13 protein-coding genes are annotated in these 15,611 nt (G+C 40.1%); 5 read left to right on the forward strand and 8 right to left on the reverse strand.

Annotated elements, in window-relative coordinates; translation table 11 throughout:
- Positions 1-129: 129 nt before the first annotated feature.
- The 6 genes from ACS3UD_RS13070 to ACS3UD_RS13095 form a co-directional block, all read right to left on the reverse strand.
- Complete coding sequence (locus ACS3UD_RS13070; protein WP_308139193.1) at positions 130-1,194, reverse strand: sigma-54 interaction domain-containing protein; 1,065 nt, start codon at positions 1,192-1,194, stop codon at positions 130-132.
- Positions 1,195-1,206: 12 nt separating this feature from the next.
- Positions 1,207-2,076, reverse strand: coding sequence for a MurR/RpiR family transcriptional regulator (locus ACS3UD_RS13075; RefSeq protein ID WP_308139192.1), 870 nt, complete (start codon positions 2,074-2,076; stop codon positions 1,207-1,209).
- Between the two features lie 312 nt (positions 2,077-2,388).
- The gene (locus tag ACS3UD_RS13080; RefSeq protein WP_308139191.1) at positions 2,389-4,866 is read right to left on the reverse strand and encodes a Lon protease family protein; all 2,478 of its coding nucleotides are present in this window, start codon (positions 4,864-4,866) and stop codon (positions 2,389-2,391) included.
- A gap of 159 nt (positions 4,867-5,025) precedes the next feature.
- Positions 5,026-6,063, reverse strand: a complete 1,038-nt coding sequence (locus ACS3UD_RS13085) for an XdhC family protein (protein ID WP_308139190.1) — start codon at positions 6,061-6,063, stop codon at positions 5,026-5,028.
- 44 nt (positions 6,064-6,107) lie between these two features.
- Positions 6,108-7,010 (reverse strand): NTP transferase domain-containing protein, encoded by a 903-nt coding sequence (locus tag ACS3UD_RS13090; RefSeq protein ID WP_308139189.1) that lies wholly within the window; start codon positions 7,008-7,010, stop codon positions 6,108-6,110.
- Between the two features lie 114 nt (positions 7,011-7,124).
- A complete protein-coding gene (locus ACS3UD_RS13095; RefSeq protein WP_308139188.1) occupies positions 7,125-8,261 on the reverse strand; it encodes an ABC transporter substrate-binding protein in 1,137 nt (378 codons plus the stop codon).
- Positions 8,262-8,453: 192 nt separating this feature from the next.
- On the opposite strand from ACS3UD_RS13095, the gene ACS3UD_RS13100 reads away from it, so the two are divergent.
- Genes ACS3UD_RS13100 through ACS3UD_RS13120 form a run of 5 tightly spaced genes read left to right on the forward strand, consistent with a single transcriptional unit; the run spans position 8,454 to position 13,031 of the window.
- Positions 8,454-9,494: a FecCD family ABC transporter permease gene (locus ACS3UD_RS13100; protein ID WP_308139187.1), complete on the forward strand. Its 1,041-nt coding sequence runs from the start codon at positions 8,454-8,456 to the stop codon at positions 9,492-9,494.
- 7 nt (positions 9,495-9,501) lie between these two features.
- Complete coding sequence (locus ACS3UD_RS13105; protein WP_308139186.1) at positions 9,502-10,323, forward strand: ABC transporter ATP-binding protein; 822 nt, start codon at positions 9,502-9,504, stop codon at positions 10,321-10,323.
- 20 nt (positions 10,324-10,343) lie between these two features.
- A complete protein-coding gene (locus tag ACS3UD_RS13110; protein ID WP_308139185.1) occupies positions 10,344-10,907 on the forward strand; it encodes a nucleoside-triphosphatase in 564 nt (187 codons plus the stop codon).
- Positions 10,904-11,842 carry a class I SAM-dependent methyltransferase gene (locus ACS3UD_RS13115; protein ID WP_308139184.1) on the forward strand — a complete coding sequence of 313 codons (939 nt, stop codon included), beginning with the start codon at positions 10,904-10,906 and terminating at the stop codon, positions 11,840-11,842. Before ACS3UD_RS13110 ends, ACS3UD_RS13115 begins: the two co-directional genes overlap by 4 nt.
- A 1-nt stretch (position 11,843) precedes the next feature.
- On the forward strand, positions 11,844-13,031 hold the full coding sequence (locus ACS3UD_RS13120; RefSeq protein WP_308139183.1) for a molybdopterin molybdotransferase MoeA: 1,188 nt from the start codon (positions 11,844-11,846) through the stop codon (positions 13,029-13,031).
- A gap of 235 nt (positions 13,032-13,266) precedes the next feature.
- Here the strand turns inward: ACS3UD_RS13120 and ACS3UD_RS13125 are convergent, their stop codons facing one another.
- On the reverse strand, positions 13,267-14,025 hold the full coding sequence (locus ACS3UD_RS13125) for an OAM dimerization domain-containing protein (RefSeq protein WP_308139182.1): 759 nt from the start codon (positions 14,023-14,025) through the stop codon (positions 13,267-13,269).
- On the reverse strand, positions 14,025-15,581 hold the full coding sequence (locus ACS3UD_RS13130; protein ID WP_308139181.1) for a lysine 5,6-aminomutase subunit alpha: 1,557 nt from the start codon (positions 15,579-15,581) through the stop codon (positions 14,025-14,027). Before ACS3UD_RS13130 ends, ACS3UD_RS13125 begins: the two co-directional genes overlap by 1 nt.
- Between the last annotated feature and the right edge of the window lie 30 nt (positions 15,582-15,611).

The raw sequence follows: 15,611 nt of genomic DNA on the forward strand, positions 1-15,611 counted from the left end.
CGATATTTTGTTGAATTTTGAAGGATTGATATATTGCTTGGCAAAAATTTATATAAAATTTATATAAAAATAAAACACTGTTTTAAAATTAAAACAGCGTTCTGTTCCATAAATAAAACAATATCAAAATTATTTTGACTTTTGTTTATACAAAGACAGCTTTCGAGACAAAGTCGCAGGAGATGTTCTCAATGCTTTTGCAGCATTTCTGAGAGAACCTTTTTTTTCTATATAATAGTTTATCAAGCCTATTTCATAGTCATCCACCAAATCCTTTAATGATTTATCTAACAGCAGTGTATCATTTGTAATTCGCTTAATGTTTGAAAGAGAAACATCAATTTTTTTGTACTCGTCATCATTAAATTCATTTTTGCTTTGTTCGGGATTAGCATTAACTATAATATCATCGGTAGATAACAGCATTGCTCTTTCAATTGTATTTTTCAGTTCTCTTACATTTCCCGGCCAGTCATATTCAATGAAGTTGCATAAAGACCTGCAGTCAAACTTTTTGCTATATCCGTACTTTGCATTGTACAAATTCAAGAAGAAAAACGAAAGCAGCACTATATCTTCTTTTCTGTTACGCAGTGGTATAAGATTGATAGGAAAAACATTAAGGCGATAAAACAAATCTTCTCTGAATTTATTTTCCTTTACTAAATTTTTCAGGTTTTTATTTGTTGCAGATACTATTTTAACGTCTACATTTATCTCATGTTCACTTCCTATTTTAATGAAACATTTTTCCTGTATAACTCGTAAAAGTTTTGACTGTGTTTCTAATGGCATTTCTCCGATTTCATCAAGAAAAATTGTCCCCTCATCTGCAAGTTCAAATAAACCCTTTTTTCCGAACTTGGAAGCGCCTGTAAAGGCTCCGTTTGTATAACCGAACATTTCAGACTCGAACAAGGTATCGGGAATTGTTGAACAGTTCAGCTTGACAAACCTTTTGCATCTTCTGCTGCTGATTTTATGAATATATTCGGCATACACTTCCTTACCGGTACCCGTCTCGCCGTTTATCAAAATATTGACATCCTTGTTAGCAATTCTCTCTAATAGAGCAATTTGTTCCATCATAGATTTGTTACACGTAACTATTCCGTCAAAATTATATTCTTCTATAGGTACTTTCAATGTGACAAAAGAATTTTCAATTGAACACATTTCCTTGATAAGATTCATTTGATTTCTCCGTTAAAAATAATATTCTAAACTTCTTGCCGTCTCTTCGAAATCGTTAAGCCTTTTTACGACTTTTTTGTTATCCATTTTGCCTATAGCTAATGCCAAAGCATTTATGAGAACCATTCCATTGACAAAGGAATCTGTATATGCCAATGAATAAGCCTGTATATAAATTGAATAACTCGAAAAATTGCACAATGGAGAGCTTGAATTATCCGTAATAGATATTATTTTGAAATTTTTTCTGCTAAAATAGTTCAAAAGTTTAATTGTCTCTTTGGGATATCTTTTAAATCCGAAAGCAATTACCAGTGAAGATCTATCAAAATTTTGTATATTGTCGAATGAACTTGTATCTGCTGAAGTGATTTTTTTGACATTAACTCCTATTTTATTCAGCATATATGAGGCATACTGGGCTAATGTAATTGATGACCTTGTCCCTATTATAATCACTTCGGGAGAATTTAAAATATCATGAATCAAAGATGAAAACTTATCTATTTCAATTGAATCAAGTAAATTTCTCATGTTATATGCCTCTGCATCTGCCACTGAAGTAAATATATTTTTGATATCTGATTTTGTCAGGGTGCTTGAAAGGCAGGAAACAGATTCGATTCTAGGTATCAAACTGATAATTAATTCTGAAAACTTGTGCTGAAATTGCGAAAAGTCTTTATAACCATTTGATGTTAAAAATTTGTTTGCGTCATCCTCACTTAAATTTTGATCCTTCATAAATTGCGCAAAGTTTATGTACGGAATCTCAAGGTACTTGTCAAGAATATATTCAATTATTTGAGATCCTGTTTTTTCTGTATGTATGACTTTGGGCAGAGCATTTTTAACTAATTTTTTTTCTTCTTCGTAATTCATTATAAACTCCTTATTTGATATGAGTAAAGTTATTCTCCCATACCTAATACCTTTATAGTTTTTACCCCAATCTTCCTTGCAGAGCAAGCCTGTCCCTAAATCTCAGGGTCACGTTTTCCTTGAGAATAAAATAATATCTTTTGCCATTGCAGCTTTAGGCAAAGCATAAAATTAGCTTTATCTATAGAGTAGCACAATATACTTTATTTCACAATTATAAAATTAAGCAGATTCACGAATCTGCTTAATTTTATTTTATATTTCACTATTTGTAATACTTTATTTTTAATTATTGCCCTGCACCGGATTTGGTTATTCTTCTGCCGCTTCCAGCACTTTATTGAATTCCCTGAGTTTTCTGTCTGCCATATAGAATATGCTGCCCTCCGGATATTCTCCGAATTTGTCATGTTCTCCCGCAGGAATTCCTGTCAGGATCTCTATACCTTCTTCGATTTTTTTAACAGAATAAATGTGGAACATATTATTTTTAACTGCTTCAATAACTTCATCTTTCAGCATCAGATTATCCACATTGCTCTCCGGAATCATAACTCCCTGATCTCCTGTTAGACCTGTTAAAGAGCATATGTCAAAGAAGCCTTCGATTTTTTCGTTGACTCCTCCTATGGGCTGAATCTCTCCCATCTGATTTACAGAACCTGTTACGGCTATGCTCTGCTTAATAGGGGCTCCGGACAGGCTGGACAAAATTGCATAAAGCTCTGTGCTTGAGGCACTGTCCCCTTCAACTCCTCCGTAAAGCTGCTCAAAGGTTACCTGCGCCGTCAAACCCAGTTGTTTTTCCTGTGCGAATTTTCCTCCCAGATATCCGTTCAGCGTGAGAACTCCCTTTGAATGAATGTTGCCGCTCATTTCGGTTTCTCTTTCAATATTGATAATTCCTTCTCTGCCCGAATATGTTCTGGCAGTTATTCTTGACGGCAACCCGAAGGAATATCCTGAAGTGCTCATTACGGAAAGCCCGTTAACCTGACCTACCACAGAACCTTTTGTATCAATAAGCACTTTTTTCTGAAGTATCTGCTGCTGCATTTTCTCTTCAATCATATTTGAACGATACTTTCTGTTTTTAATTGCCATCTCCACATGCTTTGCATCAACAAAATCCGATTTATATTCCTCTGATTCCGCAAGGGCTGCTGCTTCGTATATTATTTCGCTGACAACGTTGAACCGTGTTGAAAGCTTGTTTTGATTATCCGCCATCCTTGATCCGAACTCCACTACCTTTGACATTGCGTCGCAGTTCAAATGCTTTAAGTTTTCTTTCTTGCACATTGAACCTATAAATGACATATATTGCTTAATATTATCCTGTGTCCTGTCCATTTCAACATCAAAATCCACATTTACCTTGAACAGCTTTTTAAAATCCTCATCTGCCGAAAGTATATTGTAGTATACATGGCTGCCTATGAGTATAACCTTGAGATTCAGCGGAATGGGCTGAGGCTTAAGTGTTACCGTTGGCACGTACCTGCTCTGTTCCCCTATATTTTCAACAACGGCCTTTTTGTACTTAAGAGCCTTCTTCAGAGCATCCCATGCATATGAATCCATTACCAGATCCTTTGCCTGAAGAATCAAGTATCCACCGTTTGCTCTTTGCACTGCTCCCGGTTTAATCATTGTAAAGTCTGTCATTGTTGACATCATGTGATTTTTATACTCTATTTTACCGAAAAGGTTGTAGTAGTACGGATTGCTTTCTGTTACTACCGGAACACCTATGGTATTCTCGTTGTTTATAAATAAATTTACCTTGTACCTTGTAAACGGATTCTTGCTGTCTTTCGTCTCCAATATTTTAGTATCAAATATATTATCTTCCTCTTCTTCACCGGAATCCGCATCCTGCATTTCCGCAGCATACTCTTCGTTTGAAATCGAACCTGCGCTTCTGAAGATTGTGTGATTTTCAGCCGCATCCTTCAAAACCTTTTCCAAATAATTAACAATTTCAGGTATTTGTTTATATTTTTCCTTAAGCTGAATAACAAGAGGCTCCGCTGCTTTGTATGCCGTCTGCTTTTCCAATTCACCAGCCTGCTCTTCCGCTTTTCGCTGTGCGATCTGTCCGTCTCTTATCATATCATCTATTTCAGACGCTATTTTTGTTCTTTTTGATTCAATTTCTTCGCGTATGTCCAATGAAAGCTCATTGTATTCTTCCGGCGTCATCATTTTATTGTCCTTGATGGGTACGAGAAGAATTTTTTGTCCTGCCTGCTGTATCCCGAAGCCTGATTCTGCTGCAATTTTCTCCATATCCCTGAGTATCGAGGTCATTTTTTCATTGACACTTTGTATAAGAGAATCCTTTTGCTGCTGAAAGTTGCTTCCTTCGAAGGCTTTTGGAATATATACAGTCATATTGACTATGAGTTTATCCATATCCTTTTGAAATTCCTTGCCTTTTCCCGGAGGCAGAGAAATCGCCAGTGGTTTATCCCACTCACTGAAGTTATTTATATAGCACCAGTCGTTGGGCACCGAACCTTTTGCCGCCAGTTTCTTGACTGCCGACTGAGCATAAGTGCTTTTGCCTGTTCCTTGAGGCCCCAGTACGAATATATTGTAGCCGGGAGCATTCATTGAAAGCCCAAAACCCATGGAACTTACCGCCCTTCCCTGACCAATAACTCCATCAAGTATATCAACGTTCTTCGAAGTCTTACAATAATTCAACTCGCTCTCTATATTGCAGGTTTTTTTCAGCCTTTCCGCCGGCAGCCTGTTTCTCATAGCATTACTAGGTCTGTCCATTAACGTCCTCCTTAAATAATTTATAAGATAGATATACCCCTAGGATTGTTAATTAAACTGTAAAATAATTGAATAATAAAAAGCGCCTATCAGTTACTTGAACTTCAGACGCCCGTAATTACGCTTCTTCCCTAGTACTGTTAGCCATTTTGACGTATATCAATGCATGGGACAACCGTGTGTTATAATTCCACAGGCTTCTCGAAGAAGCGCCCGTTCATAAATCATTTCTCCCGTTATACTAATTGCTATTTCTTCTGGAGTAACAGCTTTAATCTCTGTGCCAATGGGAGAGTGGACGTTCTGTATTACTTCATCTAAAAATCCTGCTTCTTTTAACCGTTGGTTTACAAAAGCTTTCTTGCTTTTTGACCCAATTACGCCTACATAAACCGGAGGATTCTTTAACACTTGTTGTTGCACATCCAAATCGTAGCTATGGCCGCTGGTCATAATTACAATGTAATCAGAAATAGACAATTGTATGTAATCCGCAATTCTCTTAAAATCACCACAGACAACAGATTCTGCATCCGGAAACAATTCTGGCCTGGCAAACTCTCGACGATTATCCATAACCGCAACCCTAAAGCCAACCTTGTTTAGCATCGGCACCAATGCCTGTGTACAATGGCCTCCGCCAAAAATAACAGCTCTTTCTCGGACTGGCAATGGCATAAAAAAACTATTTTTCGTCTTCAAATATTTGTTGTGTAAAAGTGATGGTACGCTTGCGCCTGTAGGCAATGCTCCCAAAACAACAATTCCTTCTGAATCTAATATAGCTGGAAGCGATCCGTCGGTATTTAACGCCAACCAACCACCCTGATGATTAGCTAATAAGTTTAAAAGCGTTCCAGCAAGCTGTCTCCAAAACGAAAGCGAAGAATCAACATACTGAAACCAAACTTCTATATCGCCTCCACAGACCATACCAATATCATCTTTATCGCCTGTTTTCAAAAAAAACACCTTTTTGCCCGATTGCTTTCCTTTGAGATAGTCAAAAGCGTTCTGTTCGCAATGCATTTCTACTGATCCACCACCGACAGTGCCAAGAATGCGGCCATGCTCACCCACTAGCATTTGTGCACCGACACCACGGGGAGAGGAACCTTCTTGCGAAACAATGCTTACCAGAACAAGATTATGGGACTTTTCCAACTCGTACAATATTTTTGCAAATATAGCATTCATAGTAATTACCTTTCAATGAGATATATAGGAGTATTCTTATCATCCTAAGTAAAATGTTTTTTAAATATTTTTTGGAGTACCGCTTCAGCTTCTTCCTGAAACGCAAAATAGCTATCCATCATTTTTTTCGCTTCTTCAGTTAAGCGAGAATAGCCTCCGGTTTTGCCTCCTTGTTTTGTATCAAGTACAGGTACTCCAAGCTGTTCTTCCATTGTGGAAATGATTTTTCGCCCCTTGGTATATGACATTCCCATGTGCTGGCATGCACTGGATAGGGAGCCGAATTCCTCAATCAACTGTAGCAGATGATGAACGCCCGGACCATAAAACCTCTTTTCCTTACTGATTTTGATTTGGAAAGAAGCTCTCATATTCATGATGTCATGATTGTCCAAAAGATTTCCATGCAGTGTTGGTGATTGGACATCTATCAGAATTCCTTCATCGTCAGTTTCGACAATTTCTTTTTTAATGCCAGAGGCTTCAATTGCGCCTTTTAATCCGTCATTCCCCCGATAAGAAATAATTTCTGCGAAACAAGTTGACCGAAGCAAGATGGGATGTCCACAACGTCCGCCATGAGACGGGATACACACATCTCCATCCGCATCCAATAAAAGTTGGACTGTATTTTTAGAAAATACCGGAACATCAGCATGGGTAATTAGCGCCTTTGTGCACTTGTCCCGTAAATAAAGAAGACCCTGTTTTATGCTATCCAACATCTCTCCGTTTGCCGACACTGTCAAAAAAACAAGATTCATGGAGGAAACTAATTTTTGAGGCAATTCATCTTCATCCCCAACAACAACAATGCGTTGAATGCCTGCTAATTTAAAAAGCAACACAATTCTTTCAATAGCCGTAATTCTACCAACTTGTTTTTCCGGCGAAAATTTATCTCTACGCTCTGTCTTTCCTGCGGCAATGATTAGAGCAGCAGTCATAACAATACCCCTTTCCATGATTTTTCGTATGGTATAATTATATCAAATTAATACCATAACTTCAAATGGAACGGAGAAAAAAACCGCCCGAAGCTCTCCGGGCGGTTTTTGCAATCACAGGGTACCCTTGAGAAGGTTGTTCATCTGTTCATCAGTCAAATCAACATGGTAGAACAGTTCAAAAAATTCGTGAACCTCTTCCTCAACGTTGCATTCAATATAATCCGAATATATCAATGCGGAGAACCAACGCATACCAATGAGACGGTTCGGTCCGGGCGGACGGTCAACCCAGCTAAACGGTGCGTTGGGAGTACCGTATACCTTCAGTTCCTGAACAGCTTTCAAAGAAGCGTAGTCAGGATTGTTCAGGATAGCATCCGCAGCAGAACCACCACTCATGTTCGCCTTAGGCTCTCCATTCACAACAATTACATCAGGATCCCAGGCAAGTAGCTGTTCCGCGGAAATTTGTACACGAGAACCATCACCGAGCTCGAGATCTGCTACGTTAATGGCATTGATTGTATCGAGAATCTGTGCGTGAGACGAGCTGTTGGGTGCAGTTTCGAGAGAATCTTCGCCATTGCCATAGTAAACACGAACTCTCTCTTCTTCAGGTATGTTCGCAAGAGTTTCAATATCACTGAAGGTTTGCTCAGCGTAAGCGGCAAGCGCTTCGCCATGCTCTTCCACTCCTAAGAGTTCCCCCATAAATCTGAATGCTGCCACAGAATTATTAAGATCACTGTCCACGGCAATGACAGGAATACCAAGACTTTCAGACAGGGCATCACAATCGGAAATCATCGCATCATTTATTGTGCCGCAGTTGACAGCAATAGTGGGATTCGCAGCAATAACTGCTTCATAGTTAACGGCATCACCCATACCGAAGTTTGGAAGATCATGATACTCCTCAAGAATGATAGATTTTTCGATATCATTCAGTTCATAATTCCATCCTAACAGTTTGTCCGGTGCAACCATATACAGAAAAATCGCCGAAACAGGACCGGTAGAAAAAGCAGAGTCAATTTCGGTAGGTACAGTCACGATACGGCCTGCCATATCTGTGATTTCACGGGTAGTTGGTTCTTCGGTCACATTGCTTTCATCCGAGATTTGATTTTGAGTTTCTGTCTGTTGAGATGCGTCTGAGGGATTTTCCGTCTGCGCACAACCAGCAAACAGGCTTACCATCATTAGAACAGTCAAAAGCATGGCAAGCAAGCGTTTTGGTTTCTTCATAAAGCAGTCTCCTTTAATATAATTTAACATTTTGCTCCATAGTATTCCATAGTATGTATTTCATTGGTCTTGACATTTTGGAGCTGTAGCGTTATACTTTTAAATGCGAATTGCTTTTAAAAGTATAACGCAACACACAGCATAACATTACGATTTTTATTTGTCAAGTACTAATTAAAGGGGACGCCGACTATGCGCATATCTCATGTTGAGGTTCAAAATGAAGCGGCTCAGCGACACCGTTACCGGTGTTTAATGCTGGGCATGCTGATTCTTCTGCTTTTGATTACACTATTTTCATTCTGGGTGGGCTATTATCCGTTATCACCTTCTCAAGTTATACAAGCCTTTTTATCCAGGTTCGGGTATAAAGGTGATATTTTGCCACAAGCAGTCACGATTTTCTGGAGTATTCGATTACCACGAATTTTATCCGCGGTTTTTATTGGTGCGTCGCTGTCTGTTGCTGGTTCAACTTATCAGGGAATGTTTCGAAATCCTTTGGTATCTCCAGATATTTTAGGCGTTTCATCCGGTGCGAGCCTTGGTGCGGCTTTTGCTATTTTGAATGGTGCGTCAAATTGGATGGTTCAGATTGCCGCCTTTATTGGTGGAATAGCCGCTGTTGCAGCATCTTATTTGATCAGCAGGAAGTCAGCTCATTCGCACACACTTAGTCTTGTACTTACTGGATCAATGATCATGTCACTTTGTAACGCTGGTGTGACAATGATAAAATACGTAGCAGATCCTAATGATGTCTTGCAACAGATTACATTTTGGCTTATGGGAAGTCTCACAAAAACGAATATGGATGCTTTTCAGCGGAGTGCCATTCCCATGCTAATTGGACTAATATTAGTGTTTGTTTTTCGTTGGCAAATCAATCTTATGACGCTGGATGAAGAAGAAGCAAAGAGCTTGGGTATCAATATCCGTCATTATCGACTGATTTTTATTATTGCATCTACTTTACTGAGCGCTGCGGCAGTTTGCCTTGGTGGCTTAATCGGTTGGGTCGGCTTAATGATCCCTCATTTAGCCAGAGCGCTTGTAGGCGTAGATTATGGCCGGTTGATCCCCGCCAGCGCTATGTTGGGTGCCGGATATTTGGTGCTGATGGATGACATTGCCCGCTCTGTTTTATCAATGGAGCTTCCTCTCGGTGTTGTGACCAGCATAATGGGAGCGCCGTTCTTTATTTATCTCATTATCAAGAGAAAGGAGCGGTAAAAATTATATGTTGTTGGAAATTAATGATGTATTTGGCGGTTATGGCAACGGTAATATCGTAAAAGGTGTGAGTTGCAATGCAGATTTTGGAGATGTTCTGTGTCTTGTTGGTCCAAACGGCTGTGGAAAAACCACTTTATTTAGACTGTTGCTTGGTTCAATTCCGATTTCGTCCGGAAGTATCCATATTGATGGGCACAATACCAAAGCTCTTTCTCCCAAGGAGTTGGCAAACCTGGTTGCATATATTCCTCAATACCATACGCCTATTTTTGCCTATACGGTTTTGGATATTGTAATTATGGGACGAGCTTCTCATTTCTCATCTTTTGAAACACCTAAAGCAACGGATCGTGAGTCTGCATTTGCTGCATTGGAAAAAGTAAACGCATTGCATCTCGCAAATAAAAAATATACAGCTCTAAGCGGTGGGCAGCGGCAGTTGATTTTGATTGCCCGTGCTATATGCCAATCCGCCAAGGTGTTTGTCATGGATGAACCGGCCGCAAATCTTGACTATGCCAATCACCAGCTACTAATGGAAGTAATTACAGATCTTGCAAGAAGAGGATATTGTATTGTCATGTCAACCCATAGTCCGGAGCACCCATTCTCCATTGGAAGTAAAGTCCTATTGATGAAAGAGGGAAAGGTTGAAGGTCTTGGCCCTCCGAAGCAGATTATCACACCTAAAAACTTAGAGTCTGTCTACGACATCGAAATGGATGTTGTTACAATACATGATCGCTATGGTATGGAAAGGACAATTTGCCTGCCTGTAAAAAACACAGAAAATCTCTTGCGCCAATATAAAATGAATGACGCATGACAGAAATTAGGAGGAATATAATGATTCATGCATTAATTGTTGGTCCCCGCCATATCGGTAAAACCACTTTGATCAATAGTGTTTTGCAGAAATTAGGGAGACCAATATACGGATATCAAACAAAGAAAGAATCGCTTCTTTCGGATTCCCAAATGAGAGAACCTGTTTATATCTATGAACCGGGAAAACCACGGGTTCAATCAACAAAAAACCTTCTTGGCTACTGCAGCCCTACTGAAGGGTTTAAAACCATGGCGGGTGTATTTGATGCTTATGCACCTAAAATTTTAGCTTCAGTGCCGAACAGTAGCGTAATAGTGTTTGATGAAATAGGATTTATGGAATCAAACGAAAAGCAGTTTTGTGATGCTATTATTTCAAGGTTAGATGGAGAAGTTCCTGTAATTGCTGCTGTGAAAAATCAGAAAGGGTTTGCATTTTTAGAACAAGTTCGGACGCACCCCAAATGCCATTGTTTTTATATCACGGAGGAAAATAGGGATGCCCTCAAAGTTGAAGTGCTGAAATTCATGCGAGAACAACTAAAATTTTCTGCGTGTGCATCCATAGAAAGGAAAAAATGATGAAGTATATAGATAAAATGGATATACAATATAAGCCAAATTACAATCTTGTCGATTTAGAGTACTTTGTACAAATGCAGGAGTCTCGCCTTCCGGATACACCGGATCATTCTGCGAAAAAATGGGACAAACGGGCTGAGTCCTGGAAAAAAGAGCGTATCAATCAACGCAAAGGGGATGAGCGTGTTTATAGTGCGGTCAAACTTTTAGAACAGCGTGGTGTTTTGAACAAAAGTTGTGATGTTGTGGATATCGGTTGTGGCCCCGGGCGATTTGTTGCTGAATTTGCTCGAAAGGCAAATAGTGTTCTGGGTTTGGACATCTCAAGTAAAATGATTGAACATGGAACGGAGCATATTGTGCAGCAGGGACTTACTAATGCTGTTCTTCGTGTCTGCGATTTTCAGACCATTGATATTGAAAGAGAGGGCTACAAAAGAGCTTTTGATTTAGTATTCTGCTCCATGACTCCGGCTATTCATGGCATGGATGGTCTAATCAAGTCTATGGAAATGAGTCGTGCATGGTGTTGCAACATTACTCATTTGAGTGGACATAATCGGTTGAGAGCCCAAATCATGCGAGAAGTTTTTGGACAAGAATTACCGAAACAATGGAGCGGCAGATGGTTTTATTCCCTTTTTAATGTCCTTTTCCTTATGGGATATAATCCTGAAACAAGCTATGAAAACCGGCATCAGGAAATCATTATAACGCCAGGTGAAGAATATGTAGCGTTCATTATGGAGCACATGTTGCCGGAATACGAACAAACCGATAGAAACGCTGCCAAAATTTTATCTTGGCTAAAATCACATGCGGACGAGGACGGACATCTTCTGGAAATTACCGATTCGAGTTATGGTACTATTCTGTGGAATATTAGGAATAAAACCGAACGTCCGGACTATCGAATATTGGAGCAGGGGGTATAATATGCAGTTACCTACGAGAAGTCAAGTTCTCAAAACATTATTTGAAAAATGGACACCTACAGTTTCGGCCGAGGTTATCCCTACTGATGAAGCACTGGGACGTGTTCTGACCCATGATTATCATGCGCTCTACTCCATTCCTGTTGTGCGGGCTTCGGCTATGGATGGCGTTGCTGTAATTAGTTCCCGATTTGCGAGTGGAATACCCGATACCAAGCTGTGGGTTAACGGAGTTGATTACTGTCGAGCAGATACAGGAGATGATTTCGATGACCGATTTGACGCTGTGATCCCCATCGAGCGGGTATCCATTACAGAATCGGGTTTATGGATTAATCCTGACATAACGGTTCAAAAGAATATGAATATTCGGCCCCATGGAAGTACAATCTCGAAGGGGACGCTCGTTGGTAAAGCCGGGCAGAAACTATGTTCTTTTGATTTGGCTTGTCTTGCAATGGGCGGTGTAACAGATGTGGAGGTTCACAAAAAGCCTCGAATTGCATTCTTGCCTACAGGGAGCGAATTGGTTCCATTAGGGGCAGAAGTCCTAAGAGGAAAAAACATAGATAGCAATAGTGTTTTTGCGAAAAACATTCTTTTGGAGATGGGTGCTGAACCTGTAGTCTACCCTATTGTAAAAGATATTCGGGAAAAACTTGAAGTCACGTTGAATCAAGCTCTCTCTGAGGCAGATGTAGTTATTCTCAGCGGTGGTTCTTCTAAAGGAGAAGAAGATTTCAACGCACGTATTTTGGAAGATCGAGGTGTTGCACTGTTCCATTGGGTAGCGGCAGCACCCGGAAAGCCAATGTGTGTTGCTGTTATTGATAATAAACCAGTAATCAATATTCCGGGGCCCCCAGTTGCGATGTTGTATGGGATGGATTGGTGTATCCGTGCAATTGTTCATCGTATGTTGCACATCCCTATGCCTAAACGTCAAACGATTACTGGTGTACTGACTGAAGAAATTAAGGCACCTCCCTCCATGGAAATTCTGTGTTTAATGGATGTGGAAAATGGGCCCGATGGCTATTTGGTCAAGCAAAAGCCATGGAAGGGAGGAAGTATGGCAAACAGTCTGGCCGCTGGAGCTTTCTACATAACCGAATTGGGCGTGGAAACTAAACACCCGGGGGAACCTTTGGAGGTCACTTTATTGCGTGGAGAAGAATATTTTGTATAGTGTTTGGTTATATTTATTTCAATTAGTCGTTTACCCAAAAAATAGTGTGAACACAGCTTACCTGTGTTCACACTATTTTGTCTTGTTATCGCTCCCAATCGTCCCGATTTTTCTTCGGCTGGGTCTGTTGGCGTTTTTATTACCTGAACACAATTTCACCATATATATGAAACTTTGCAACCGAATATTTTATCGCACAAAAAAAAGAAGGACTCTCGTCCTCCTATGTGTACTTTTATACAAGATTTCTTTCCACAATCTGCTTTACTATGAATGTAGCAACGTGGTTTGCAAAACTTCCAGAGCCAAAGCCCGCATCATACCCCAGCTCTTGTGCCAGATCATGAAAAATACGAGGGCCTCCGCACACTAATACAATTTTATCTCTCAGCCCTTCTGCTTCCAGCATTTCAACAAGCTGAGTAAGATTTGCTATGTGAACGTCTTTCTGGGTAACAACCTGTGATACAAGAATTGCATCCGCGTTAACTTCAATAGCCTTAGCTATAAGTTCCTCGTTTGGAACCTGGCTTCCCATGTTTATTGCTTCTATTCCCTTATATCTTTCTAGACCGTAGTTTCCGTCAAAGCCCTTCATGTTCATAATCGCATCTATACCAACGGTATGGGCATCTGTTCCTGTGCAGGCGCCTACAATGACCACATCTCTCTTTATGTTTTCTTTGATGTAGTCCTGAATCTCATATCTGTCCATAAATTCCATATCAACTTTTGGAACCTCAATGGATGTATAATCAACAGTATGTGTGCACTTTCCGTACATTATGAAGTAAGTATAGCCTATGCCAAGATCCTTTGAATAAACAACTGCAGGCTCATCAAAGCCCATTTTTGAAACCAGCTGCCTTGCAGCCTCACTTGCTTCATCTCCGTAAGGTATCGGCAGTGTAAAACTCATCTGTACCATTCCGTCGTTTAAAGTATCTCCATATGGCTTAACCTTTGTAAGATCAACCTTCTGAATACCTTCCATTACTTTGCACCCCCTAACATCAAATCTATGAACGGGTTAAAGTATTTTTCATGTTTTTCAATAACACCTTCCAGACCTTTTCCGCCTGTAAATGCTCTTTTAACTCCTCCAAATTTTCCCTGTTCAATAGTGCTGAATATTCCCTCTTTTTCAATATCCTTCAGAAGGCTTTCAGCTTTTTCAAGAACTTCCTGTGCTCTTTTCTGAATTATACCGTCTTTTTTATATTCTATTTCATCACCTATACTCCTGGCATTGTTGAATATATATTGCGCATTTTCAATGGACAGCATTCTATCCTGAAGATGCGGTGTATGAATTGCTTCCGTAGGCATACCCAAAAGCTGAATTCCCTGATGGGTCCATATGGATATCAGGTTGAATAAAGCATCCTGCAAATGTCCGCGGAATATGTTACCTGTCATGAACTTTGTAGGAGGCATGTATTTAAGAGGGGCATCAGGGAATATTTCTCTAGCCATCTGTGCCTGAGCAAGTTCAAACAAAAATCCATTTTCTAAAGCAGGATTCATTTCAAATGCATGGCCAAGTCCCATTTGTTCCTCAGGCAGCCCTGCTTTAAGAGCAAATTGCTCATTTATAAACTGAGATGCCAGCACCGTATGAGCCTCTTCTACAGCATCTGACGTAGTCAGGTAATTGTCCTCTCCAGTGTTGATAATTATTCCTGCAAAACCATTTATTATTCTTGAAAAATACTGATCCACCAATGTTCTCTGCATGTTTATATCTCTGAACAGTATGCCGTAAAGAGCATCATTAAGCATTACGTCAAGCCGTTCCATTGCACCCATTGCGGCTATCTCAGGCATGCATAGTCCCGAACAGTAGTTGCAGACACGTATGTATCTTCCTACCTCTTCGCCCACCTCATCCAGAGCTTTTCTCATTAATCTGAAGTTTTCCTGAGTTGCAAAAGTTCCTCCGAATCCTTCTGTTGTTGGTCCGTATGGAACATAGTCCAAAAGACTTTGTGCCGTGGTTCTTATAACAGCTATAACGTCAGCGCCTTGTCTGGCAGCAGCCTGTGCCTGGATAACATCTTCATAAATATTTCCCGTAGCAACAATTACATATAAATATGGCTTTTTACCTTCGCCGATTGTATTTAAATATTCTTCTCTTTTTGCTCTGGTGAGTCTCACTCTTTCAACCATTTTCTTTGCGGTTTCATAGACTGCATCCATAATTTTATTTTCATCGGCAATGGGAAGCTTTGTAATTTCTATTTCTCCCGCACTTACCGCTTCAGCTATCTCCTGAGGAGTCTTGCCGGTATGCACCATTGCATTACCTATCCAAAATGCTGCTCCTCTGGATAATCCACCACCCTCTTTAATGCTGTCAATCAGCACGTTGGGAAGCGGTTTGTCAATTTCGTCCACTCCGTCAACGCCCATTAGCCTTGCCACAGTTCTTTCAACAGTAACAGTAGTGTTTTTGTCTATAAACTGCTGCGTCTCTTCTGCTATGCTTGCGGCAGCTGAACGCGCGCTGTCAATGAGCTCAGGGCTTAAGTTTAACTTGCTATCCATAAATCCTCCTTTACCTCCGTCATTCTGACA

Source organism: Sedimentibacter sp. LTW-03, from assembly GCF_052059825.1.
Taxonomy (GTDB): Bacteria; Bacillota; Clostridia; order Tissierellales; family Sedimentibacteraceae; genus Sedimentibacter.